Annotated in this window: 23 protein-coding genes; 9 read left to right on the plus strand and 14 right to left on the minus strand. The window is 73.5% G+C overall.

The genetic code is table 11. The features are described from left to right. The first annotated feature begins 5 nt into the window (after positions 1 to 5). Positions 6 to 512, plus strand: a complete 507-nt coding sequence (locus VKZ81_RS23705) for a hypothetical protein (protein WP_324243862.1) — start codon at positions 6 to 8, stop codon at positions 510 to 512. A 153-nt stretch (positions 513 to 665) separates the two neighbouring features. On the opposite strand, the gene VKZ81_RS23710 is transcribed toward VKZ81_RS23705, so the two are convergent. Next, positions 666 to 1,061, minus strand: coding sequence for a RidA family protein (locus VKZ81_RS23710; RefSeq protein WP_324243863.1), 396 nt, complete (start codon positions 1,059 to 1,061; stop codon positions 666 to 668). 60 nt (positions 1,062 to 1,121) lie between these two features. After that, a complete protein-coding gene (locus VKZ81_RS23715; RefSeq protein ID WP_324243864.1) occupies positions 1,122 to 2,018 on the minus strand; it encodes an RNA polymerase sigma-70 factor in 897 nt (298 codons plus the stop codon). A gap of 156 nt (positions 2,019 to 2,174) precedes the next feature. On the opposite strand from VKZ81_RS23715, the gene VKZ81_RS23720 reads away from it, so the two are divergent. The 6 genes from VKZ81_RS23720 to purM all read left to right on the plus strand — a co-directional run bounded on the left by VKZ81_RS23720 (position 2,175) and on the right by purM (position 10,553). Then, the gene (locus VKZ81_RS23720) at positions 2,175 to 2,660 is read left to right on the plus strand and encodes a carboxymuconolactone decarboxylase family protein (RefSeq protein WP_324243865.1); all 486 of its coding nucleotides are present in this window, start codon (positions 2,175 to 2,177) and stop codon (positions 2,658 to 2,660) included. 78 nt (positions 2,661 to 2,738) lie between these two features. Next, positions 2,739 to 5,006: a phosphoribosylformylglycinamidine synthase subunit PurL gene (gene purL, locus VKZ81_RS23725; protein ID WP_324243866.1), complete on the plus strand. Its 2,268-nt coding sequence runs from the start codon at positions 2,739 to 2,741 to the stop codon at positions 5,004 to 5,006. 81 nt (positions 5,007 to 5,087) lie between these two features. Then, positions 5,088 to 5,453 (plus strand): sterol carrier family protein, encoded by a 366-nt coding sequence (locus VKZ81_RS23730; protein WP_324243867.1) that lies wholly within the window; start codon positions 5,088 to 5,090, stop codon positions 5,451 to 5,453. A 127-nt stretch (positions 5,454 to 5,580) separates the two neighbouring features. Further along, entirely contained in the window at positions 5,581 to 7,755 is a 2,175-nt protein-coding gene (locus tag VKZ81_RS23735) for a putative bifunctional diguanylate cyclase/phosphodiesterase (protein WP_324243868.1), read from the plus strand. 173 nt (positions 7,756 to 7,928) lie between these two features. Continuing rightward, a complete protein-coding gene (purF, locus tag VKZ81_RS23740) occupies positions 7,929 to 9,410 on the plus strand; it encodes an amidophosphoribosyltransferase (RefSeq protein WP_324243869.1) in 1,482 nt (493 codons plus the stop codon). A 63-nt stretch (positions 9,411 to 9,473) separates the two neighbouring features. Further along, positions 9,474 to 10,553, plus strand: a complete 1,080-nt coding sequence (gene purM, locus VKZ81_RS23745; protein WP_324243870.1) for a phosphoribosylformylglycinamidine cyclo-ligase — start codon at positions 9,474 to 9,476, stop codon at positions 10,551 to 10,553. 15 nt (positions 10,554 to 10,568) lie between these two features. On the opposite strand, the gene VKZ81_RS23750 is transcribed toward purM, so the two are convergent. Next, on the minus strand, positions 10,569 to 10,796 hold the full coding sequence (locus VKZ81_RS23750) for a hypothetical protein (RefSeq protein WP_324243871.1): 228 nt from the start codon (positions 10,794 to 10,796) through the stop codon (positions 10,569 to 10,571). A gap of 169 nt (positions 10,797 to 10,965) precedes the next feature. Here VKZ81_RS23750 and VKZ81_RS23755 point away from each other — a divergent pair, with 169 nt between their 5' ends. Continuing rightward, the gene (locus tag VKZ81_RS23755) at positions 10,966 to 11,388 is read left to right on the plus strand and encodes an SRPBCC family protein (RefSeq protein ID WP_324243872.1); all 423 of its coding nucleotides are present in this window, start codon (positions 10,966 to 10,968) and stop codon (positions 11,386 to 11,388) included. A gap of 14 nt (positions 11,389 to 11,402) precedes the next feature. Here the strand turns inward: VKZ81_RS23755 and VKZ81_RS23760 are convergent, their stop codons facing one another. The 4 genes from VKZ81_RS23760 to VKZ81_RS23775 form a co-directional block, all read right to left on the minus strand. After that, a complete protein-coding gene (locus VKZ81_RS23760) occupies positions 11,403 to 12,071 on the minus strand; it encodes an NUDIX hydrolase (protein WP_324243873.1) in 669 nt (222 codons plus the stop codon). 131 nt (positions 12,072 to 12,202) lie between these two features. Then, positions 12,203 to 13,204, minus strand: coding sequence for a Gfo/Idh/MocA family protein (locus VKZ81_RS23765; protein ID WP_324243874.1), 1,002 nt, complete (start codon positions 13,202 to 13,204; stop codon positions 12,203 to 12,205). Continuing rightward, entirely contained in the window at positions 13,204 to 13,980 is a 777-nt protein-coding gene (locus VKZ81_RS23770; protein ID WP_324243875.1) for an SDR family oxidoreductase, read from the minus strand. The genes VKZ81_RS23765 and VKZ81_RS23770 overlap by 1 nt, the downstream gene beginning before the upstream one ends. Next, the gene (locus VKZ81_RS23775) at positions 13,980 to 15,122 is read right to left on the minus strand and encodes a phytanoyl-CoA dioxygenase family protein (protein WP_324243876.1); all 1,143 of its coding nucleotides are present in this window, start codon (positions 15,120 to 15,122) and stop codon (positions 13,980 to 13,982) included. Before VKZ81_RS23775 ends, VKZ81_RS23770 begins: the two co-directional genes overlap by 1 nt. A gap of 42 nt (positions 15,123 to 15,164) precedes the next feature. Here VKZ81_RS23775 and VKZ81_RS23780 point away from each other — a divergent pair, with 42 nt between their 5' ends. Beyond that, positions 15,165 to 16,205: a LacI family DNA-binding transcriptional regulator gene (locus tag VKZ81_RS23780; RefSeq protein WP_324243877.1), complete on the plus strand. Its 1,041-nt coding sequence runs from the start codon at positions 15,165 to 15,167 to the stop codon at positions 16,203 to 16,205. Here the strand turns inward: VKZ81_RS23780 and VKZ81_RS23785 are convergent. The 7 genes from VKZ81_RS23785 to VKZ81_RS23815 form a co-directional block, all read right to left on the minus strand. Next, the gene (locus tag VKZ81_RS23785) at positions 16,202 to 16,372 is read right to left on the minus strand and encodes a type II toxin-antitoxin system CcdA family antitoxin (RefSeq protein ID WP_324243878.1); all 171 of its coding nucleotides are present in this window, start codon (positions 16,370 to 16,372) and stop codon (positions 16,202 to 16,204) included. The two genes, VKZ81_RS23780 and VKZ81_RS23785, sit on opposite strands and share 4 nt — an antisense overlap. A 91-nt stretch (positions 16,373 to 16,463) precedes the next feature. Then, positions 16,464 to 17,357 carry a sugar phosphate isomerase/epimerase family protein gene (locus VKZ81_RS23790; protein WP_324243879.1) on the minus strand — a complete coding sequence of 298 codons (894 nt, stop codon included), beginning with the start codon at positions 17,355 to 17,357 and terminating at the stop codon, positions 16,464 to 16,466. Further along, positions 17,354 to 18,355, minus strand: coding sequence for a Gfo/Idh/MocA family oxidoreductase (locus VKZ81_RS23795; protein ID WP_324243880.1), 1,002 nt, complete (start codon positions 18,353 to 18,355; stop codon positions 17,354 to 17,356). The genes VKZ81_RS23790 and VKZ81_RS23795 overlap by 4 nt, the downstream gene beginning before the upstream one ends. Then, the gene (locus VKZ81_RS23800; protein WP_324243881.1) at positions 18,352 to 19,371 is read right to left on the minus strand and encodes a Gfo/Idh/MocA family oxidoreductase; all 1,020 of its coding nucleotides are present in this window, start codon (positions 19,369 to 19,371) and stop codon (positions 18,352 to 18,354) included. Before VKZ81_RS23800 ends, VKZ81_RS23795 begins: the two co-directional genes overlap by 4 nt. Positions 19,372 to 19,383: 12 nt before the next feature. After that, entirely contained in the window at positions 19,384 to 20,136 is a 753-nt protein-coding gene (locus VKZ81_RS23805) for an ATP-binding cassette domain-containing protein (protein WP_324243911.1), read from the minus strand. A gap of 68 nt (positions 20,137 to 20,204) precedes the next feature. Further along, positions 20,205 to 21,269, minus strand: a complete 1,065-nt coding sequence (locus VKZ81_RS23810) for an ABC transporter permease (protein ID WP_324243882.1) — start codon at positions 21,267 to 21,269, stop codon at positions 20,205 to 20,207. Positions 21,270 to 21,335: 66 nt separating this feature from the next. Next, positions 21,336 to 22,328 (minus strand): substrate-binding domain-containing protein, encoded by a 993-nt coding sequence (locus tag VKZ81_RS23815; protein ID WP_324243883.1) that lies wholly within the window; start codon positions 22,326 to 22,328, stop codon positions 21,336 to 21,338. Positions 22,329 to 22,348: the final 20 nt, after the last annotated feature.

The raw sequence follows: 22,348 nt of genomic DNA on the forward strand, positions 1-22,348 counted from the left end.
CCGCGGTGCCGTCCGGCGCGTCGCAGGCCGCGGCGGCCCACCCGTCGGCGTCGACGACGGCGTGCCCGGTGGCGGCGCTCCCGGCGGGGAGCACGGTGTGCACGGCGGAGGGGGTTGTGGTCGCCGAACACCCCGAGCGTGGCGTGCGGGCCGCGGAAGAGGTCGAACAGCCGGACCGGGCGGCCGTCGGCGCCGACCACCGGGGCGTCCGGCGCGCGATCGCCCGCCTCCAGCCGGCCGGGGTGGGGGTGCCGGTCGTGCACATGCTCGACCACCTCGACCTCGTGCGCGCCGCGGGCAGCCCGCTGCCCGGCGAGCCGCGCCTCGTGGCGTCCGCGATGTTCTGCCGGCTGGACCAGTTCGCCTACACCTGGCTCGTCGGCGGTGGGGACGGCTCCCGGCCGTCCGTCGACGACGAGGAGGCGATCGAGACGCTGACCGACCTGCTCCACCGGGGGATAGCCGGGACGCCGCCCGACGCCGCGGGTTCCGCGGAACCCGATCGCGGTTGATCCGGCTGCCGGTGGGTGCACCCGGTTGCCCTGCCGGACGGCCACCTCCATGCCACGTGGTCGCGTGAAGGCGGCCACGCCGCGGTTCGAGGCGGCCCGCACGCTGCGCGGCCGCGCCGGGAGGCCCGCGCGGGTTCCGCGGGACCGCCCGCACTACCCCCGCACGGCGACCGCGTCCACCTCGAACAGCATGTCCGGCAGCGCGAGCCGCGCGACCCCGATCAACGTCTGGGCCGGCGGCCGCTCACCCCAGATCCGCCTGATCACGCCGAGCAGCGCGCCGAGCTTCGCCTCGTCGTGGTCGACGATGTACGTGCCGAGCCGCGCGACGTGCTCGTACCCCAGCCCCGCGGCGGCGAGGGCGGTGCCGAGGTTGCGGAACGCCAGCTCCACCTGCTCGGTGAAGTCGGGTGTCGGCACGGTGCCGTCGGGGCCGGAGGCGTACTGGCCGGCCACGAAGACCAGGTCCTTCCCCGCCGCTGCGAGGTGGCTGTAGCCGTAGCCGACCGGGTCGTGCAGGCCCGCGGGGTTGATGAGGGTGGGTGTCATCGCCGGCTCCTCTCGGTCGCGAGTATCTCGGACAATATACATCCGAGATATCTTCGACCGTCAGCGGCGCAGGACGGTCTCGCGCTCCATGTGGGAGAGCTTCTCCGGGTTGCGCACCGCGTAGAGGCCGGTGACGCGGTCGTCCTCGATGCGGAGCGCGACGACGGTGTCGAGCTCGCCGTCGAGCCGCAGCACGAGCGCCGGGTAGCCGTTGACCAGCGCCGGCTCCATCGACACCCGGTCGGCGAAGCGGGTGAGACCCGAGGTGAGCAGGCGGGCGACCTTGTCGGCTCCCACGATCGGGCGCGGCACGACCTGCTTGAGCCCGCCGCCGTCGCCGATGAGCGCGACGTCGGGGGCGAGCAGGTCGAGCAGGCCCTGCAGGTCCCCGGTCTCGACCGCGTGCCGGAACGCGTCGAGCGCGTTGCGGGCCTGGTCGGCCGACACGGCGGCGCGCGGCCTGCGGGCCGCGACGTGCTCGCGGGCTCGGTGCGCGATCTGGCGGACGGCGGCCGAGCTCTTGTCGACGGCCTCCGCGATCTCCTCGTAGGGCAGGGCGAAGACCTCGCGCAGGACGAACACCGCCCGCTCGGTGGGGGACAGCGTCTCGAGCACGAGCAGCATGGCCATCGACACGCTGTCGGCCAGCTCGACGTCCTCGGCCACGTCCGGGGTGGTGAGCAGGGGTTCGGGCAGCCACGGGCCGACGTAGGACTCCTTGCGCCTGCCGAGCGTGCGCAGCCGGGTGAGCGCCTGCCTGCTGGCGATCCGGACGAGGTAGGCGCGGTGGTCGCGGACGGTGTCCAGGTCGACGCCCGCCCACTTCAGCCAGGTCTCCTGCAGGACGTCCTCGGCGTCGGCGGCGGAGCCGAGCATCTCGTAGGCGACGGTGAACAGCAGGTTGCGGTGGGTGAGGAACGCTGCGGTGGCGGCGTCCGGCCGGTCGTCCTCGCTCATGGCTCTCCTTGGATGGCGTCCTCACCGGACGCCGGAGGTCGCCGTCCCGTGACAGCCGAAGCCGTGTGGGCCTCGTCACGGCGCCGCGCCGTCACGCTCGGCGGGGCGCCGTCATCTCGTGGGTGTCCAGTGCACACCACGGAGGAGGACCACGCCATGCAACCCCGCATCGATCTGATGGCCAGCGAGACCGGCGCCGCGCTCGCCAAGCGGTTCGGCAACATCTCCAGCGTGCTCGAGCGGTCGACGCTGCCGAAGCCGACGAAGGAGCTGGTGTCGCTGCGCGTCAGCCAGATCAACGGCTGCGGGTTCTGCGTCGACATGCACACGAAGGACGCCGCGGCCGCGGGCGAGTCCGCGCTCCGGCTCAACATGGTCGCCGCCTGGCGGGAGGCCACCGTGTTCACCGACGCCGAGCGGGCAGCGCTCGCGCTGGCCGAGGAGGGCACCCGGATCGCCGACGCACACACCGGCGTCTCCGACGAGACCTGGGCCGCGGTGCGCGAGCACTACGACGACGAGCAGGTGGCTGCCCTGATCGCGCTGGTCGGCCTGATGAACGCGGTCAACCGGTTCAACGTGATCGCGCGGATGCCCGCAGGCTCCTACGAGCCGGGCATGTTCGAGCGCGCGGCGAGCTGATCACCGGCGGTGGACGTCCGGGGGAGGGGGCCGGGCGTCCACCGGTCGCGCCGGGACCGGCACGTAGGCTGAGCAGCCGTGACGCCTCACCCGGCTGCCGACACCGTCAAGAACGCCGCCGCCACCCCCGACCAACCGCAGCCCCACCGGGAGCTGGGGCTGAAGGACGACGAGTACGCGCGGATCCGGGAGATCCTGGGACGCAGGCCCACCGACGCCGAGCTGGCCATGTACTCGGTGATGTGGAGCGAGCACTGCTCCTACAAGTCGTCCAAGGTCCACCTCGCCTACTTCGGCGAGACCACCACCGACGCCATGCGCAAGCGCATGCTCGCGGGGATCGGCGAGAACGCGGGCGTGGTCGACATCGGCGACGGCTGGGCCGTGACGTTCAAGGTCGAGTCGCACAACCACCCGTCCTACGTCGAGCCCTACCAGGGCGCGGCCACCGGCGTCGGCGGGATCGTCCGCGACATCATGGCGATGGGTGCCCGCCCGGTGGCGGTGGCCGACCCGCTGCGGTTCGGCCCGGCCGACGCCCCGGACACCCGCCGGGTGCTGCCGGGCGTGGTCGCCGGGATCGGCGGCTACGGCAACTCGCTCGGCCTGCCCAACATCGGCGGCGAGGTCGTCTTCGACGAGAGCTACTCGGGCAACCCGCTGGTCAACGCGCTGTGCGTGGGCGCGATGCGCAAGGAGGACCTCCACCTCGCCTTCGCGTCCGGCACCGGCAACAAGATCATCCTGTTCGGCGCCCGGACCGGCCTCGACGGCATCGGCGGCGTGTCGGTGCTGGCGTCGGAGACGTTCGGCGAGGAAACCGGCCGCAAGAAGCTCCCGTCGGTGCAGGTCGGGGACCCGTTCACCGAGAAGGTCCTCATCGAGTGCTGCCTCGAGCTGTTCCACGCGGGCCTCGTCGTGGGCATCCAGGACCTGGGCGGCGCCGGCCTGTCGTGCGCCACCTCGGAGCTGGCGAGCGCCGGTGACGGGGGCATGCACATCAACCTCGACGCCGTGCCGCTGCGCGCGTCGGGGATGACGCCCGCGGAGATCCTGTCCAGCGAGTCGCAGGAGCGCATGTGCGCGGTCGTGCGGCCCGAGCACGTCGACGCGTTCCTCGCGGTGTGCCGCAAGTGGGACGTGCTGGCCACGGTGATCGGCGAGGTCACCGCGGGCGACCGGCTGGTGATCGACTGGCACGGGGAGACGGTGGTCGACGTGCCGCCGCGCACCGTCGCGCACGAGGGCCCGGTCTACCACCGCCCGGTGGCACGGTCGGAGAAGCAGGACGCGCTGGTCGCCGACTCGCCCGACCGGCTGCCCCGCCCGGCCGCACCCAGCGAGCTGCACGCGGAGATACTGCGGATGGCGGCCAGCCCGAACCTCTGCAGCAAGGCCTGGGTGACCGACCAGTACGACCGCTACGTGCGCGGCAACACCGTGCTCGCCCAGCCCGCCGACGCCGGCGTGGTGCGGATCGACGAGCGGACCGGCCGCGGGGTCGCCGTCTCCACCGACTGCAACGCCCGCTTCGTGGCGCTCGACCCGTACGCGGGCGCGCAGCTCGCGCTGGCCGAGGCGGTCCGCAACGTCGCCACGAGCGGCGCGGTCCCGATCGCCGTCACCAACTGCCTCAACTTCGGCTCGCCGGAGGACCCGCACGTGATGTGGCAGTTCCAGCAGGCGGTCCGGGGGCTGGCCGACGGCTGCGCCCAGCTGGGCATCCCGGTGACCGGCGGGAACGTGAGCTTCTACAACCAGACCGGCGACCGGGCGATCCTGCCCACGCCGGTGGTGGGCGTGCTCGGCGTGCTCGACGACGTCGCGCGCCGCGTCCCCTGCGGGTTCCGCCGCGACGGCGACACCGTCGTGCTGCTCGGCACCACCCGCGACGAGCTGGGCGGCAGCGAGTGGGCGCACGTCGCGCACGGGCACCTCGGTGGCCGCCCGCCCGCCGTCGACCTGGCCGCCGAGGCCCGGCTCGCGGACCTGCTCGCGAAGGCGGCCGCCGCCGGCCTGCTCACCGGATCGCACGACCTCTCCGACGGCGGCCTCGCCCAGGCGCTGGTCGAGGCGTGCCTGGTGGGCGGGCGCGGCGCCACCGTGCAGCTGCCACCGATCGACCCGTTCGTGGCGCTGTTCTCCGAGTCGGCGAGCCGCGTGCTCGTCACCGTCGCCCCCGAGCGCGCGTCCGAGCTGTTGTCCCGGGCGGCCGACGCCGGGGTGCCCGCGCGCGAGATCGGCACCACCGGCGGGTCCGCGCTGGCGATCGACGGCGTGCCCGAGCTGCCGCTGGAGACGCTGCGCACCGCGTGGGAGGGCACGCTCCCGGCCCTGTTCGGCTGATCGGCGGCCGCCGCTCGACCGCGTGCGCCGCCGACCTGTCCGAACGGCGAGTGCCGAACCGGATCGGTTACCGTTCCGCGCGTGCGGGGACCGACCGACACGCGCATCGACCCTTCCGTCCTCGACTGGCTCGACGGCGGCCCGACGCCGGAGCGCCCGGTGTTGCGCGCCGCGGTGAAGGCGAGCCTCGCGGCCGTCGCCGCCGCCGCACCCGGCCACAGCGTCGAGGTGCGGGTGCCCCCGTTCGGCGCGGTCCAGTGCGTGAGCGGGCCGCGGCACGGCAGGGGCACGCCGCCGAACGTCGTGGAGGCCGACCCGCGCACCTGGCTCGAGCTGGTGACGGGCCGCACCGCGTGGGAGGCGGCGGTGCAGCGCGGCGCGTTGACGGCGTCGGGGATCCGCAGCGGCGAGGTCGCCCGGCTGTTGCCGGTCCACCAAAAGGGGTAGTCGGCACCGAGGTGCCGCTCGCTCCGGTGAATGTGCACACTTCGCAGTGGCGCGAACACGGGCGGGGGACGGAAGATTGGTCCGATCAGGGTCGGGTCGGACCGAACGGGCGACAGGAGGTGGCCGCGTGGTCGCTCCGCGCAGCCTGCCCGAGCCCGTGGAGCCGCCGCAGGACCCGGCCGTGCGCCGCGCCCTCCGCGCCGCCGAGGTCGAGCGGATCGACGCTCTCGCCGCCCGCTGGGCCTCGTGCGCCTACCAGGACGACCCAGGCGCGTCCGCCCACCTCGCCACCCTGCTGCGCAAGCTCGCGGCGGTGCTGCGGGCCGAACCGTTCTGGCCGCTCGCGGCGCGGGCGATCGGCGCCGAGCTGGTCACCGCGGGTGGGCGTGGCGACGCCGAGAGCATCGACACAGTGGATGTCGAGGGCCTCCTCGTGCCCAGCCTCCGGCTGCTGCGCCGCGAGGTCCCCGGCACGCTCGGCCTGCAGGGGCCGGACGGGGAGCGCCGCCTCGCGGCCGCCCTCGACGAGGTCGTGGCCGGCGTCGTGGGTGCGCTCCGCGACCGGATCCGGCCCGAGAACGGCGCGCTCGCCCGCGCCCGTTCCACGCGGGCGGCGGCGGTGGACGGCCGGCACGTCAGGGCGATCTACGAGCAGGCCGCGGTCGGGATCGGCGTGGTGACGCTCGACGGCACGATCCTGGACCTGAACCCGGCGCTGTGCCGGATGTTCGGCCTCGACGGGCCGCTCGACCAGCCGCGCCCGATGTCTGACTTCGTCCACCCCGAGGACATGGTCGACGTCGTCGAGCGCCTGAAGCGCCTCGCGGGCGGGGGCGAGCCGGACGTCGTGCGCATGGAGATGAGGCTCGTGCGCGCCGACTCGCGGGTGCTGTGGGTGCACGTCACGGCGTCGCGGGTGCTGACCGACGACGGCACCCCCTCGCACGTGGTCGGGCTGGTCGAGGACGTGTCCGACCGGCACCGGCTGTGGTCGCGCCTGCGCGACGGCTCCTTCGCCGACCAGCTCACCCGGCTGCCGAACCAGGCCGTCGCCGACCAGTGGCTGCACCGCGCGTTCGCCGCGGGCGGCCCGGCCCGGGTGGGCATCTGCGCCATCGACCTCGACGGCTTCCACGCGATCAGCGACGAGCTCGGCCAGCAGATCGGCGACCGGCTGCTGCTCGGCGTCGCGGGCAGGCTGCACCTCGCGGCGGGCAACAACGTCGTGTGCCGCACCGGCGACGACGACTTCGTGGTGCTGGTGGCCGACCCCGCGGGCAGCGCGGACGTGAGCCGGCTCGCCGACCGGCTCCAGGCCGCCCTCGCCACGCCGTTCCACATCGACGGGCACGACCTCGTCATCTCCGCGAGCATCGGGGTCGCCGAGTCCGCCACCGCGGGCGGCAGCGCCGCCGAGCTGCTGCGCGCCGCCGAGGTCGCCCGCGGGTGGGCGCGGACGCTCGGCGGGGGCAGGCGCGTGGTGTTCGACCCGGAGCGCGACGCCGCGGAGGCCGCGCGGTTCGCGCTGCTGTCCGGGCTGCGCGGCGCGATCGAGCGGGGCGAGTTCCGGCTGGCCTACCAGCCGCTGGTGCAGCTGGCCGACGGCCGGGTGCGCGGCGCCGAGGCGCTGGTGCGCTGGCAGCACCCCGTGCAGGGCGTGGTGGGTCCGGGCCGGTTCATCGAGCTCGCCGAGCACAGCGGCGCGATCGTCCCGCTCGGCCGCTGGGTGCTCCAGGCCGCGTGCGAGCAGGCGGCGACGTGGTGGCGCGCGCTCGGCGAGGAGGCGCCGTTCGTGAGCGTGAACGTCTCGCCGGTGCAGCTGGTGGAGCCGACCTGGGTGTCCGAGGTCACCGGGGTGCTGGTCGACACCGGCCTGCCCGCGCACCTGCTGCAACTGGAGATCACCGAGCAGGCCGTGCTCGGCGACGAGGTGGCGGTCCTCGACGCGCTGAGCGCCCTGCGGGAGGCGGGCGTCCGGATCGCGCTGGACGACTTCGGCACCGGCTACTCCAGCCTCGCCTGGCTGCGCAGGCTCCCCGTGCACACCCTGAAGATCGACGGCTCGTTCATCGACGGGTTGCGCAACCCGTCCGCCGACCCCACCGACGCCTCGATCGTCCGCGCGCTGGTCGAGCTCGCCCACGCGCTCGGCATCGAGGTCACGGCCGAGTGGGTGGAGACGCCCGTACAGGCCGAGCGGCTCACCGAGCTGGGCTGCGACACGGGCCAGGGCAGGTGGTTCGGTGACGCGGGTCCCGGCGAGTGGGTCCCGGAGCTGTACCGGCGTAGCATCGGGCGCTGAGCGGCAGCCCGTTCGCCGCCGAACCGTGCCGTCTGCGCGAGGAGCGTGTTGTGGGCCCGAGTTCCGTCCGGAACCAGCAGCCGACCGAACGCAACCCGGAACCCGATCCCCTCGGCGCTTCGCCGCAACCACCGAGCCTCCACCTCGACCCGGAACCGCGCGAGGAGTGCGGCGTGTTCGGCGTGTGGGCCCCCGGCGAGGACGTCGCCAACCTCACCTACTACGGGCTCTACGCCTTGCAGCACCGCGGCCAGGAGGCGGCGGGCATCGCGGTGTCCGACGGGCGCCGGATGGTGGTGTACAAAGACCTCGGGCTGGTCAGCCAGGTCTTCGACGAGCAGGTGCTCTCGTCGCTGAAGGGCCACCTCGCCGTCGGCCACTGCCGCTACTCGACCACCGGCTCCACCACGTGGGAGAACGCGCAGCCCACGTTCCGCACCACGGCCACCGGCAGCGGCATCGCCCTCGGCCACAACGGCAACCTCGTCAACAGCGCCGAGCTGCGCGACGAGGTCGTCGCCCGCCGCGCGGAGGTGCCCGCCGACCGCAGCACGATCCCCGCCAGCACCGACTCCGACCTCGTCACCGAGCTGCTGGCCGTCACCGCGGCCGACACCGGCGTGGAGGAGGCCGCGCTGCGGCTGCTGCCCCGGGTGCGCGGGGCGTTCTCGCTCGTGTTCGCCGACGAGCAGACCCTCTACGCAGCGCGCGACCCCCACGGGGTCCGGCCGCTCGTGCTCGGCAGGCTGGAGCGCGGCTGGGTGGTGGCGAGCGAGACCGCCGCGCTGGACATCGTGGGCGCGTCGATGGTGCGCGAGGTCGAGCCGGGCGAGCTGCTCGCGATCGACGCCGGCGGCCTGCGCAGCTCCCGGTTCGCGGCCCCGGAGCCGAAGGGCTGCGTGTTCGAGTACGTCTACCTCGCCCGCCCGGACACCACGATCACCGGGCGCTCGGTGCACGCGGCCCGGGTGGAGATCGGCCGCAGGCTCGCCGAGGAGCACCCCGTCGAGGCCGACCTCGTGATCCCGGTGCCCGAGTCCGGCACACCGGCGGCCATCGGCTACGCCCAGGGCTCCGGCATCCCCTACGGCCAGGGTCTGGTCAAGAACCAGTACGTCGGCCGCACGTTCATCCAGCCCAGCCAGACCATCCGCCAGCTGGGCATCCGGCTCAAGCTGAACCCGCTGCGCGACGTCATCCGCGGCAAGCGCCTCGTGGTCGTCGACGACTCGATCGTGCGGGGCAACACCCAGCGCGCGCTGGTGCGGATGCTCCGCGAGGCCGGTGCCGTCGAGGTGCACGTGCGGATCGCGTCGCCGCCGGTGAAGTGGCCGTGCTTCTACGGCATCGACTTCGCCACCCGGGCCGAGCTCGTGGCGAGCAGCCTCGACACGGAGGGGGTGCGCCGCTCCATCGGGGCCGACACGCTCGGCTACATCTCGGTCGAGGGGATGGTCGCGGCGAGCGAGCAGCCGCGCAGCAGACTGTGCACCGCCTGCTTCACCGGCGAGTACCCGATCCCGCTCCCGGAGGAGGAGCGGCTCGGCAAGCACCTGCTCGAGGACATCCCCGTACCGGAGGACGTGCCCGAGCCCGCGGGCCCGCCGTCGCTCACGGTCGGCTACGGCGCGGCCGACGCGCTGCGCCGGCCCTAGGAACCAGGCTCATCAGATCCCGGCGGTGCGCCGCCGACGACATCCCAGTAGGAGTGCGAGACCATGCCGCCCACCACCGACCGGCCCACCGGGGCAGGCGCCAGCTACGCCGCCGCCGGTGTGGACATCGACGCCGGTGAGGAAGCGGTCGAGGCGCTGCGCCCGTACGCGGAGAAGGCGAACCGCCCCGAGGTGCTGGGCGGGATCGGCGGTTTCGCCGGGCTCTTCGCCCTCAAGCTGAACAAGTACACCGAGCCGGTGCTCGCCTCGTCCACCGACGGCGTCGGCACCAAGGTCGCGATCGCGCAGGCGCTCGACAAGCACGACACGATCGGGCTCGACCTGGTGGCGATGGTGGTCGACGACCTGGTCGTCTGCGGGGCGGAGCCGCTGTTCATGCAGGACTACATCGCGGTCGGCAAGGTCGTGCCGACGCAGGTCGCCGCGATCGTCAAGGGCATCTCCGACGGCTGCCAGCAGGCCGGGTGCGCCCTCCTGGGCGGCGAGACGGCCGAGCACCCGGGCCTGATGGACGCGGGCAGCTACGACATCTCCGGCACCGGGGTCGGCATCGTCGAGGCCTCCGCCATGCTGCGGCCCGACCGCATCCGCCCCGGGGACGTGCTGGTGGCGCTCGGCTCGTCCGGCCTTCACTCCAACGGCTACTCGCTCGCCCGGCACGTCCTGCTGGAGATCGCGCGGCTGCCCCTGGAGGGCCACGTCGAGGAGTTCGGCCACACCCTCGGCGAGGAGCTGCTCGTCCCCACCCGCATCTACGCCCGCGACTGCCTCGCGCTCACCGCGGAGACCGGGGTGCGGATGTTCGCCCACATCACCGGCGGCGGCCTCGCCCGCAACCTGGTGCGGGTGCTGCCCGACGGCGTCGAGGCCGTGGTGGAGCGCGGCAGCTGGACGCCCGCGCCGGTGTTCAAGATGATCGCCGCCCGCGGCCGCGTCGAGCGGGCGGAGATGGAGAAGACGTTCAACATGGGTGTCGGCATGGTGGCCGTCATGCCGCCCGACGACGTCGACCGCGCGCTCGCGGTGCTCACGGCGCGGCACGTGCCGGCCTGGGTGCTGGGCGAGGTGCGCCGGTCCGAGGAGCGGAAGGTCACGCTCACCGGCGACCACCCGCGGTTCTGACCGGCGGCGCGACCCCTACCGACCGGCGCGCTGCCCCCGGATCGGGAGGCCGCGGTGCGCGCCCTGGTGGGTGCCCCCGTCGAGCTGCACTCCGGCCGGCCCCGGCTGCGCGTCCAGCTGCACGCCCACGCACCGCGGGTGCCGGAGGGCGTGGAGCGCCTGCACGCGGTGCACGACCGGATCGCGGCCGGGGTCGCGGAGCTGCTGCGGCGCCACGGCCGGGGCGGTCCGGGTGCTGCTCACCGCACGCGCCGGCGCGGAGGACCTGACGCGCGCCCTGCTCGCGATGGGCGCCGGCGGTACGAGCACGACGGTGTGACCGCCATCACCGGCGTGGTCCGCTCAGGTTCGGGTCGTCGCCCGGTCCACCCTCCGACGGCCCCACCCCGGGCCATCCGAGGAGGAGATGACGATGAGCGAGACCCACGGCTACGCCCTGACCCGCGTGCTGGACGCCCCCGTCGAGGACGTCTGGGCCGCCTGGACCCAGCCCGACCACTACGCGCGCTGGTCCGGCGCGGTGCGGTCGTCGCTGTCGATGGACGTGCGCCCCGGCGGGGCGTGGCGGGCCACGATGGCCGGGCCGGACGGCTCGGAGTTCCCGCTGTCCGGCACGTACGGCGACGTGCGGGAGAACGAGCGGCTCGAGGTGAGCATGGACCTGCCCGGCGGCGCGTCGACCGTCATGGCGGTGGACCTGGCCCCGGAGGCGGACGGCCGGACCCGGATCGTGGTGTCGCAGGAGTGCGGCTCCCCGCAGGAGCGGGACATGTCCGAGCAGGGCAGCGGCATGCTGCTGGACGGGCTGGCCGGGTACGCGCCGACGATCTCGTAGCGGGACGGCGCCACTCAGGGCGCCGAGGTCGACTCCCGCAGCATCGGCGGGTGCAGCGTGGTCGCCGGGCCGCGGCGGAACAGCTGCCCCGGCCTGCCCCGCCCGGAGCTGGCCTTCGCGCCGGTCGGCACGAGGAAGCCGGGGGTCGAGGTGACCTTGCGCGAGAAGTTGCGCGGGTCGGGCGAGGTGCCCCACACCGCCTCGTACACCCGGCGCAGCTGCGAGATCGTGAACTCCGGCGGGCAGAACGCCGCCGCGAGCGTCGTGTACTCGAGCTTCGCGCGGGCCCGCTCGACGCCGTCGGCGAGGATCTTCTCGTGGTCGAAGGCGAGCGGGCCGACCTCGGCCACCGGCACCCAGGTGCCCTCTCCGGGCGGTTCGGGCAGGTCCGGCACCAGCGCGAGGTGCCCCACGGTGAGCACCCGGCCGCGCGGGTCCCGGTCGGGGGCGGCGTAGCTCGCCAGCTGCTCCAGGTGGTGGCCCTCGATCGCCAGCCCGGTCTCGACGAGCTCGCGGGCCGCGGCGTCGAGGAGGTCCTCGCGCGCCCGCACGAAGCCGCCGGGCAGCGCCCACTCACCGGCGAACGGGGGCGCCACCCGCTGGCGCAACAGCACGCACAGAACACCGTCCCGCACGGTGAGCACGACCAGGTCCACCGCAACGGCGAACAGATTGCCGCGCATCGTCCTCCCGACTTCTCGTCGGGCTGACACTACCAATTGTGGATCATCGTCCCGCGTCGCGGGTGTCGCTTCTCGTTCCGACGAACGGCCCGTTCGTCGGATGGGTTCCGACCAGCGCGCCGTTCGTCGGATCAGGGGCGGACCTCGTCGAGGCGGACCGGGCGGTGCTGCTGCCGCGAGAGCGTCGCGGCCTCGGCGACGAACGCCACCTCCAGCGCGTCCTGCACGGTGCACGGGCTCGGCCGGGTGCCCGCGACGACCTCGGTGAACGCGGCGAGCTCGGCCCGGAACGCCGCGGCGAACCGGTCCATGAAGAACCCGTGCGCCGGCCCGGCCGGGAAGGTGACGCCGGGTTCGAGCGACCGCAGGGGCAGCCCGTCGTCGAGGCCCGCGGCGACGCTATCGGCGGTGCCGTGCAGCTCCAGCCGCACGTCGTAGCCGCGCGGGTTGCCCCGGCTGTTGGAGACGACGCCGAGCGTGCCGTCGTCGAGGGTGAGGATCGCGGCCGCGGTGTGCACGTCGTCGAGGTCGCGGAAGAGCGGGTCCCCGCGGTCGGAGCCGGTCGCGTAGACCTCGACGACCTCCCGGCCGGTCACCCAGCGCACGGCGTCGAAGTCGTGCACCGCGCAGTCGCGGAAGATCCCGCCCGACGCGGCCAGGTACTCCGCGGGCGGTGGCGCCGGGTCGAGCGTGGTGGACCGGACGGTGTGCAGGCCGCCCAGCTCCCCGCTCTCGACGGCCGCCCGGGCGGCCCGGAACGCCGGGTCGAACCGGCGCGGGTAGCCCACCTGCACCGGCACGCCCGACTCCTGCACCCGCCGGGCCACGGCCACGGCGTCGTCGACGGCGCGGGCGAGCGGCTTCTCGCAGAACACCGGCAGGCCGGCCTCGACCGCGGCGAGCACCAGCTCGGGGTGGGTGTCGGTGGCGGCCGCGACCAGCACCCCGTCGACGCCCGCCGCGAGCAGCTCGGCCACCGAGCCGACCGGCTCGGCGCCCACGCGCTCGGCGACCTCCTTCGTCAGCGCCGGCACCGCGTCGGTCACGACCAGCGAGTCGACGGCGTCCAGGCCGGCGAGGGTCTGGGCGTGGAAGGCCCCGATCCTGCCGAGGCCGATCAGGCCGAGCCGCATCAGTCCAACCCCCCGAACACGTTCTGGTCCCAGTCGATCACCGAGCCGGTGACGACGCCGCTGCGGTCCGACAGCAGGAACACGACGAAGTCGGCGATCTCGTCGACCTGCCCGAGCTTGCCCATCGGCAGCCGCTTCGCCGCCTCCTGCTGCCACCCGTCGCCCGCGCCGTGGAACCGCCGCTGCGTGGCGTCCTCGCCTTCGGTGTCGGTCCAGCCGATGTCGAGGCCGTTGATGCGGATCCGGTCGAAGCGGTGGGCGTACGCGGCGTTGCGGGTGAGCCCGGCGAGGCCGGCCTTGGCCGCGACGTACGGCGCCAGGTAGGGCTGCCCGCCCAGCTCGGACGAGGAGATGATGTTGACGATCGTGCCGGGCGCCCCGCGGCGCAGCATGTCGCGCACGGCCGCCTGCATGAGGAAGAACGGCGCCCGCAGATTGATCGCGATGTGCTCGTCGAACAGCTCGGGGGTGGTGTCGAGCAGCGTGCCCCTCGAGGTCAGGCCGGCCGCGTTGACCAGGCAGTCGACGCGGCCGAACGCCTCGACGGTGGCGGCGACCGAGGCCTGCGCCTGCGCCACGTCCGCGACGTCGGTGGCCACGAACAGCGCCTCGGTGCCGCTCCCGCGCAGCTCGGCGGCGAGCTTCTCGCCGGGTTCCCGCCGCCGCCCGGTGACGACGACGCGCGCGCCCTCGCGGGCGGCGGCGCGGGCGACCCCGGCGCCCACCCCCTGGGTGCCGCCGCTGACGAGCACCACCCGCTCGTCGAGGAGGCCCATCAGGCGGTCCGCCTGCGTGCGGTGTGCTCGGTGAGCTCGGCCTCGAACTTCTCCTGGCTCCAGCCCTCGGCGAGCGCCTGCCGGACGAGGTCGGCCTGGCTGGGCGGGGCGAGCCCGTCGACCGGCGGGTCGAGGTCGAGGTTGGTGGGGAAGGGGTAGCCCTCGGCCGCCGCCGCGATCGCCGGCTCGGGCGCCGGGTGGCGCTGCAGCGCGGGGTAGATGGCGCGGCAGATCCGGTCGCGGTCGACGCTCTCCATCGCGCGCCCGAACGCCGACGACACCTGCAGCAGGTTGGCCATCCGCCGGATGTCCGCCGAGCGGTTCGCGCCCGCGCCGTGGATCACGGCCGGGTTGAAGAAGGCCGCGTCGCCCTTGCGCAGCGGGAGCTGGACGTGGTTGCGCTCGAAGTGCTCGGCGAACTCCGCGCGGCCGGTGGCCAGGTAGCCGGGGCCGTACTTCTGCGAGTGCGGCAGGTACATCGTGGGGCCGCTCTCGACCGGCATGTCGCTGTGCGCCACCGCGCCCTGCAGGGTGAGCACCGGGGAGAGCTGGTGCACGTGCGGCGGGTACTGCTCGATCTGCGACGGCGTCATGAAGCCCAGGTGGTAGTCGCGGTGCCCGACCTGGGCATCCCCGCCCGGGTTGACGACGTTGATCTGGGAGGTCACCTGGTAGCCGGGGCCCAGCCAGGCCGACGACACCAGGGCGATGACCGGGTTGGCGTAGTACTCGACGAACACCTCGGGCGCCCGGACGGCGAGCTTCTCCAGCGCGTTCCACACCCGGTCGTTGGCGCCCGGCTTCGCGAAGTGGTCGCCCGCCACCGCGCCGCTCGCGCGCTGCTCGGCGATCATCTCGTCGAACGCGGCGGTGGCGCGGTCGACCACGGCCTGGTCGGGGAAGGCGCCGCGGATCACGACGACGCCGGGCCCGTCGGCGAAGGCGCGCACGAGCTCGGCCCGCGCGTCCTCCTCCCGCGCGTCGAGCAGCCGTGCGGCGTCGTAGACGAGCACCTCGGAGACGACCTCGCTCGCCAGCGGGAACTCCCTCGGGTCGGTGCGGTCGGAGAGCACCTCGAGCAGGTCGTCGAGGCGGCAGTCCGCCTCGGTCCACCGGGTGTCGGGGGCGTGCGTCGTTGCCATCTTCACCTCCCGTTTAAAGCGCTTTAAGAGATGTTCGTTACGATGCGCCCGACGTCGACCGCTGTCAAGGGGGTGGAGGTGCAGCGCAGGCCTCGGCTCGAGGACGTCGCCGCGGCGGCGGGCGTCTCCACCGCCTCGGCCTCCCTCGTGCTGCGCGACGTCCCCGGCCCGAGCGCCCGGACCCGGGAGCGCGTGCTCGCCGCGGCCGAGCGCCTCGGCTACCGGGCCGACCGCACCGCGAGCCTGCTCGCGCGCCGCCGCACGCGGCTGCTCGGCGTGCCGGTGCTGCTGCGGGACGCCTTCCGCGCGGAGCTCGCCGAGGAGGTGCAGGTCGCCGCGCACCGGCACGGGTACACCGTCGCGCTGAGCGCGATCACCCCGGTCTCGGACGAGCCGCGGGTGGTGGAGGCGCTGCTCGACATGCGGTGCGAGGCGGTGCTGCTGCTCGCCCCCGAGCTGCCGCCCGCCGACCTGGTCGCCCTCGCGACCCGGGCGCCGGTCGTGGTGGTGGCCCGCCACGTCGCGCCCGACGGGTTCGACGTCGTCCGGGTCGCCGACGAGGCCGGGGTGGGGGAGGCGGTCGACCACCTCGTCGACCTCGGGCACAGGCGCATCGTGCACGTCGACGGCGGCGAGGCGGCCATGGCGGCCGACCGCAGGACGGGCTTCCTGGAGGCCGTGCGGCGCCACGGCGTCGACGGGCGCGTCCTGCGCGGTGGGTCCGTGGAGGCGGCCGGGGCCGCCGCGGCGCGCGCGTTGCTGGACGAGCCGGAGCTGCCGACCGCGGTGATCGCGGCCAACGACCGCAGCGCGATCGGGCTGCTCGACGTGTTCCTGCGGGCGGGCGTGCGGGTGCCGCAGGACGTGTCGGTGATCGGCTACGACGACGGGGAGCTGGCCCGCCTGTCCCACATCGACCTCACGACGGTCAGCCAGGAGGCCGCCGAGCAGGCCGAACGCGCCGTGGGTGCGGCCCTGGAGCGGCTGGAGGGGGCGCGCACCGACCCGGTGGAGGTGGTGCTGAAGCCGCACCTCGTGATCCGCGGGACCACGGCCCCGCCGCGTTCACCCGAAGCCGGTTAGGCGTCCGGGTCGTGCTCCTCCGGCGGCTCCACGGGGCGCCGGCGCTGCTCGCGGGTGTGCTCGGCGATCGCGGCCTCCACCGCGGCGTGCACCGCGGCCGGCGACACGTTGGGGTCGACCCGGCGGGCAGCCGCCAGCGATCGCGAGGACACAGAAATATTGATCATGTGGCGCCCCCCTCGGAGTCTCGGTGTCGACGTCTTTCCGCGGTTATCGTCCCAACGAGCCCGAGCGTGTCACCTCCGGGTGAGGTGTGCATCACTCCTTCGGGGACGCCGAAACGCCCTCCAGCAGTCCCTGCAGCGTCGCGACGCTGGTGCGGACGTCGGCGAGCGGGCCCTCGCCGACCGGCTCCTCGGTGAGGATCGTGTCCTGTTCGAGCACGTACCAGCCGTCGTAGCCCTCGGCGCGCAGGTGGCTCACGATCGCGGCGAAGTCGACGTCGCCCTGCCCGACCGGGCGGTAGATCCCCTCGCGCACGGCCTCGGTGTAGGTCCGCCGCCCGGACTGCACCTGGCGGGCGAGGCCGAGGTCGACGTCCTTGACGTGGGTGTGCGCGATGCGGTGCGGTGCCTGGCGGGTGAGCTCGGCGGGGTCGGTGCCGCCGATCAGCAGGTGGCCGGTGTCGAGGCAGAGCGCGATGGTCGAGCCCTCCAGCACGCGCTGCACGTCGGTGCCGTTCTCGACCATGGTGCCCACGTGCGGGTGCAGCACGGCCTTCACGCCGTGGTCGGCCGCGAGCGCGTCGAGCCGGTCGAGGTTGCGCAGCAGGGTGCGCCACCCCTCGGCGTCGAGCTCGGGTCGCTCGTCGTAGCCGTCGAGCCCGGTGACCGCCGACAGCACGAGCACGTTCGAGCCGGTGGCGGCGTAGGTCGTGAGCAGCTCCTCGACACCGGGGACGGGGTCCTGGCCGGGGACGTGCAGGAGCAGCGGGGTGAACCCGCCGATCGCCTGCAGCTCGTGCCGCGCCAGCACGTCGGCGGCCGCGCCCGCGTCGGAGGGCAGGAATCCGTCCGGTCCGAGCTCGGTGGCCGCGAGCCCGACGTCGTGCATCTCGGCGAGCACCCGCGACGGCGGCAGCTGGTAGCCCCACCCGGGCACCTCGCACACGCCCCACGAGATGGGGGCACCCGCGATCCGGTTGCTGCTCATGCGTTCACTCCCTGGGGGATGGCGACCGGCCGTCCGGTGCGCCAGGACTCGTCGGCCGCGACGGCGAGGTCGAACGCGGCGAGCGCGTCGCGACCGGTGACGCGCGGCGGGGCGCCGGTGCGGACGCACTCGGCGAACGCGTCCAGCTCGGCGGCGTAGGCGTACGGGTAGCGCTCCTCGAAGTCGCGCACGATGTCGCGGGTCGCGGCGCCGGGGGTGCGCCACTCCAGCCCGCTGCGGTGCGGGTTGTCGATCCGCGCGGTGGCCAGGGTGCCCATCACCTCGGTGGAGCACTCGTAGCCGTAGCGGGCGCTGCGGCTGTTGTCGATGACGCCGAGCGCGCCGTTGGCGAAGCGCAGCACGACAACGGCCGTGTCGATGTCGCCGAGCTCGGCGAACGCCGGGTCGGACGCGGCGCCGTGCGCGCTGACCTCGACGACCTCGCCGACCAGCCACCGAGCGACGTCGAGGTCGTGCACGGTGACGTCGACGAAGAACCCGCCCGAGCCCGCGAGGAACGCCGGGTTCGGCGGGTTCATGTCCCGCAGCGACGTGCGGAACAGCGTGACCCGGCCGAGCTCGCCCGCGGCGATCCGCTCGGCCGCGGCCACCCAGTCCGGGTCGAAGCGGCGGTGGAAGCCCACCTGGAACGGCACGCCCGCGGCCTCGACCGCCTCGATCGTCACGAGCGTGGTGGCCCGGTCCAACGAGATGGGCTTCTCGCAGAACACGGGCCGGCCGGCGCGCGCCGCCGCCACCGTCAGCTCGGCGTGGGTGCCGGTCGGGGTGGCGATCACGACCGCCTCGCTGCGGTCGAGGAGCTCGGTGAAGCTCGCCGCGACCGGCACGTCCAGCTGGGCGGCCAGGGCCGCGGCCCGGTCACGGTCGGCGTCGTAGATGCAGGCCAGGCCGGCCTTGGCGCAGCGGGACACGAGGTCGACCGCGTGGATGCGGCCCATCCGGCCGACGCCCGCGACGCCGATGCCGACCTTCCTCACAGGCCCTCCTTGGCGTACAGGTCGGGCCGCTCGCGCAGCACCACCTCCTCGCGCCTGCCGCTGCGCAGCGCGGCGAGGCCCGTCTCGCACACGACGGTGGCCGCGTAGCCGTCCCACGCGCTCGGGCCGGTGGTGCCGCCTGCGGTGACGGCGTCCACCCAGGCCTGCAGCTCCAGGTCGAACGCCCGCTCGAAGCGCTCCTTCCAGTGCTCCGGCACCCGCCCGGAGTACCGCCCGGACTGCTTGACGATGACGCCCGCGCTCTCCGAGAGCTCGACGGTGCCGTCCTCGCAGACCACCTCGCCGCGGATGTCGTAGCCGAAGCCGGCGTTCACCATCGCCTCGACGTCGACCACGACGCCGCCCCGCATCTCCAGCAGCACGAGCAGCGGGTCGTTGAACCCCGGCTTCGCCTTCCGGCTGATCCGGCCCTTCACGACGGTGACGGCGGCGATCTCGTCGTCGAACATCCACCGCGCGACGTCGATGTCGTGCACGGTGGAGTCGTTGATCGTCATGTCGCTGGTGAAGAAGTCCGGCACCGAGGGGTTGCGGTGCGCCGCGTGCATGAGCAGCGGCGCGCCGATCTCCCCGCTGGTGACCACGGCCTTCATCGCCCGGTACTGCGGGTCGAACCGGCGCATGAACCCGACCTGCACCAGGCGCCTGCCCGCGGCCACCTCCGCGTCGACGATGCGGTCGCACGCCTCGCGGGTGGTGGCGAGCGGCTTCTCGCAGAACACCTGCTTGCCGGCCGCGATCGAGGCGAGCACGTACTCCTCGTGCGTCGGTCCCCACGACGTGACGACCACGGCGTCGACGCGGGGGTCCTCGATCAGCGCCTGCCCGGTCTCGTGCACCACCGCCCCGGGCACGCCGTCGGCGACCGCGCGGGCGCGGTCGAGGTCCACGTCGGTCACCGCGGCCACCCGGGCGCCCGACAGCACCGTGGAGATGCGGCGGATGTGGTCCTGGCCGATCATGCCGGTGCCGATGACGCCGACGTCGAGTGTCACTCGGGTACTCCTCTACCGCTTGAGTTCGTGGGAGAGCTCGGCGAGCTCCTGGCCGCCCGCCATCTCGGCCGTGAGCTCCTCGAGGGTCACCTCGTCGCGCTTCTTGTCCAGCACGCGCCGGCCGAGCTTGAGGATGATGAAGTGGTCGCCGACCAGGAACGCGTGGTGCGGGTTGTGGGTGATGAACACGACGCCCAGCCCTGCGTCGCGGGCGGCGGCGGTGTACTTGAGCACCACGCCCGACTGCTTGACGCCCAGCGCGGCGGTCGGCTCGTCGAGGATCAGCACCCGCGCGCCGAAGTAGACCGCCCGCGCGATCGCGACGCACTGGCGCTGGCCGCCGGACAGCGTGCCGATGGGCTGGTTGATGTCCTTGACGACGATGCCCATCTTGCGCAGCTCGGCGTCGGCGATCTCCCGCATGGCCTTCACGTCCAGCGGGGCGAGCGGGTAGTTGCCCTTGCGGATCTCCGAGCCGAGGAAGAAGTTGCGCCAGACCTCCATCAGCCCGACGACGGCGAGGTCCTGGTACACGGTGGCGATGCCGTGGTCGAGCGCCTCCCGCGGCGAGCTGAAGTGGACCTCCTTCCCGTCCACCTTGAGCACGCCCTCGGTGTGCGGGTGCAGGCCGGAGATGATCTTGATGAGGGTGGACTTGCCGGCGCCGTTGTCACCCAGGACGCAGGTGACCTCGCCCGCGTTCACCGTGAGGTTGATGTCCTCGAGGGCCCGGATCGCGCCGTAGGACTTGCCGACGCCCTCCATCTCCACCAGCGGCGTGCCGACCTTCAGGCTCCGGTCCGCGTGCTCCACGATCGTGTCGGTCACGGCGCTCAGCTCCTCCGGTTCGTGGCGTAGTTCTTGACGTAGAGGTTGAGCATCACCGCGAGCAGGAGCATCGCGCCGAGGAAGAACTTGAACCAGTTGGGGTCCCAACCGGCGAACACGATGCCCTGGGTGGTCATGCCGAAGATGAACGCGCCGACCGCTGCGCCGATCGCCGAGCCGTACCCGCCGGTGAGCAGGCAGCCGCCCACCACCGCGGCGATGATGTAGAGGAACTCGTTGCCGACGCCCTGGCCGGACTGCACGGTGTTGAACGCGAACAGGATGTGCATCCCGTAGAACCAGCACATCAAGGCCACGCCCATGAACAGGCCGATCTTGACCTTGTCCACGGGCACGCCGACCGCGCGGGCGCTGGCCGCGTTCCCACCGACCGCGAAGATCCAGTTGCCGAGGCGCGTCCGCAGCAGGATCCAGGTGGCGAGCGCCACGAAGAAGAACCACCAGAGCACCGTGACCCGGATGGTCACCCCGCCGAGGGCGAACTCCGACGCGAAGATCGCCCGGGCGGATGCGAACCCGTCCATGTCGGCGACGTTCTGGGTGGCGACCGTGCCGGTGATCAGCTTCGTGACGCCGAGGTTGATGCCGCTGAGCATGAAGAACGTGCTCAGCGTGATCAGGAACGACGGGATGCCGGTCTTCACCACCAGGTAACCGTTGAAGAACCCGATCGCGAGCATCAGGATCAGGCTCACGACCACCCCGACCCACAGGTTCGCGGTGAGCTGGTAGCTGAACATCGACGCGGTCAGCGCCGCGGTCACGACCGAGACGCCGGCCGACAGGTCGAACTCGCCGCCGATCATCAGCAGGGACACGCCGACGGCGACGATGCCGATCGACGAGCTCGCGTACAGCACGGTCGACAGCGCCGGCAGCGTGCGGAACGGCTCGGCGATCGCGAAGAAGAAGATGAAGATCGCGATGGCGGCCGCGAGCGACCCGACCTCCGGCCGGGTGAGCAGCCTGGACAGCAGCGGCTTCTTGGGGCGCTCGACCTCAGCGGTCGGCGTCGGAGGGGACGGCTGGGTTGCCACGGGTGTACTCATGGCCGGCTCCAGGGAGGGTCGGGTGGAGCCAGGGGGAGCCGGCGGCCCGGCTCCCCCTGGGAGGGACTAGCGCTTGTTGTTCTGCGCGTAGGTCAGGATCTGGTCGATGTTGGTGGAGTCGACGAACGACGGGCCGGTGAGCACCGGGCCGCCCCCGCCGATGTCGTTGCCGTTGCTCAGGTTCAGCCAGAGCGACGTCACGGCCATGTAGCCCTGGACGTACGGCTGCTGGTCGACGGCGAACATGATCCGGCCCTCCTGGATGGCCTGCGCGGCGTCGACGTTGAGGTCGAACGTCGCGACCTTCGCCTGGCTGCCCGCGTCGGACACGGCCTCGAGCGCGGTGAGGGCGAACGGGGCACCCAGCGCGATCACGTGCGTGATCGACGGGTCCTCCCGCAGCCTCGCGCCGATCGTCGAGCGCACCGACGGCAGGTCGGTGCCCTGGACGTAGAGGTTCTCGGTGTTCGGGAAGCTCTCCCGGACACCGGCGCAGCGCGCCTCGAGCGCGACGTGGCCCTGCTCCTGGACCACGCAGATGACCTTCTGCGCACCGTCCTGGGCCAGCCGCTCGCCCGCGGCGCGGCCCGCGACGATCTCGTCGGAGCCGAAGTACATCTTCGCGCCGAAACGCTCGTAGTCCTCCAGGCCGGCGTTGAACGCCACGACCGGGATGCCCCGGTCGGCGGCCGCCTTGGCCGCCGGGCCGACCTGCTCCAGCTGGGCCAGCGTGACGGCGATGCCGTCGACCTGGCTGTCGATCGCGTTCTGCACCAGCGTCGCCTGCTCGGGCGCCTGCGCGCCGTTGGAGTAGCGCAGATCGACGTTGAGGGCGCGGGCCGCGTCCTCGGCGCCGGCGCGGATCCGGTCCCAGAACGTGTCGCCGGGCTGTTCGTGGGTGATCATCGCGATCGTGTACTGCTCCCCGCCGACGTTGCCGGCGGGAGCGTCCCCACCACCCTGCTCCTGTCGGGCGCCACCCTGGCTGCTGCACGCCGCGAGCGCGAGGCCGAGTGCCGCGGCCACCGCCAAGGAGCGCATCGTCTTCCTGGTACTCATCTTTGAGTTCTTCCTTCCAG

It is taken from the genome of Pseudonocardia sp., assembly GCF_035305885.1.
Classification (GTDB): domain Bacteria; phylum Actinomycetota; class Actinomycetes; order Mycobacteriales; family Pseudonocardiaceae; genus Pseudonocardia.

Coding starts and splice junctions, on each gene's coding strand:
- VKZ81_RS23780 (WP_324243877.1), top strand. CDS start 15,165: ATGCGCCCGACGTCGACCGCTGTCAAGGGGGTGGAGGTGCAGCGCAGG.
- VKZ81_RS23760 (WP_324243873.1), bottom strand. CDS start 12,071: ATGCGCGGCAATCTGTTCGCCGTTGCGGTGGACCTGGTCGTGCTCACC.
- VKZ81_RS23775 (WP_324243876.1), bottom strand. CDS start 15,122: ATGGCAACGACGCACGCCCCCGACACCCGGTGGACCGAGGCGGACTGC.
- VKZ81_RS23755 (WP_324243872.1), top strand. CDS start 10,966: ATGAGCGAGACCCACGGCTACGCCCTGACCCGCGTGCTGGACGCCCCC.
- VKZ81_RS23815 (WP_324243883.1), bottom strand. CDS start 22,328: ATGAGTACCAGGAAGACGATGCGCTCCTTGGCGGTGGCCGCGGCACTC.
- VKZ81_RS23790 (WP_324243879.1), bottom strand. CDS start 17,357: ATGAGCAGCAACCGGATCGCGGGTGCCCCCATCTCGTGGGGCGTGTGC.
- VKZ81_RS23770 (WP_324243875.1), bottom strand. CDS start 13,980: ATGGGCCTCCTCGACGAGCGGGTGGTGCTCGTCAGCGGCGGCACCCAG.
- VKZ81_RS23765 (WP_324243874.1), bottom strand. CDS start 13,204: ATGCGGCTCGGCCTGATCGGCCTCGGCAGGATCGGGGCCTTCCACGCC.
- VKZ81_RS23715 (WP_324243864.1), bottom strand. CDS start 2,018: ATGAGCGAGGACGACCGGCCGGACGCCGCCACCGCAGCGTTCCTCACC.
- purM (WP_324243870.1), top strand. CDS start 9,474: ATGCCGCCCACCACCGACCGGCCCACCGGGGCAGGCGCCAGCTACGCC.
- VKZ81_RS23785 (WP_324243878.1), bottom strand. CDS start 16,372: ATGATCAATATTTCTGTGTCCTCGCGATCGCTGGCGGCTGCCCGCCGG.
- VKZ81_RS23710 (WP_324243863.1), bottom strand. CDS start 1,061: ATGACACCCACCCTCATCAACCCCGCGGGCCTGCACGACCCGGTCGGC.
- VKZ81_RS23810 (WP_324243882.1), bottom strand. CDS start 21,269: ATGAGTACACCCGTGGCAACCCAGCCGTCCCCTCCGACGCCGACCGCT.
- VKZ81_RS23805 (WP_324243911.1), bottom strand. CDS start 20,136: ATGGAGGGCGTCGGCAAGTCCTACGGCGCGATCCGGGCCCTCGAGGAC.
- VKZ81_RS23720 (WP_324243865.1), top strand. CDS start 2,175: ATGCAACCCCGCATCGATCTGATGGCCAGCGAGACCGGCGCCGCGCTC.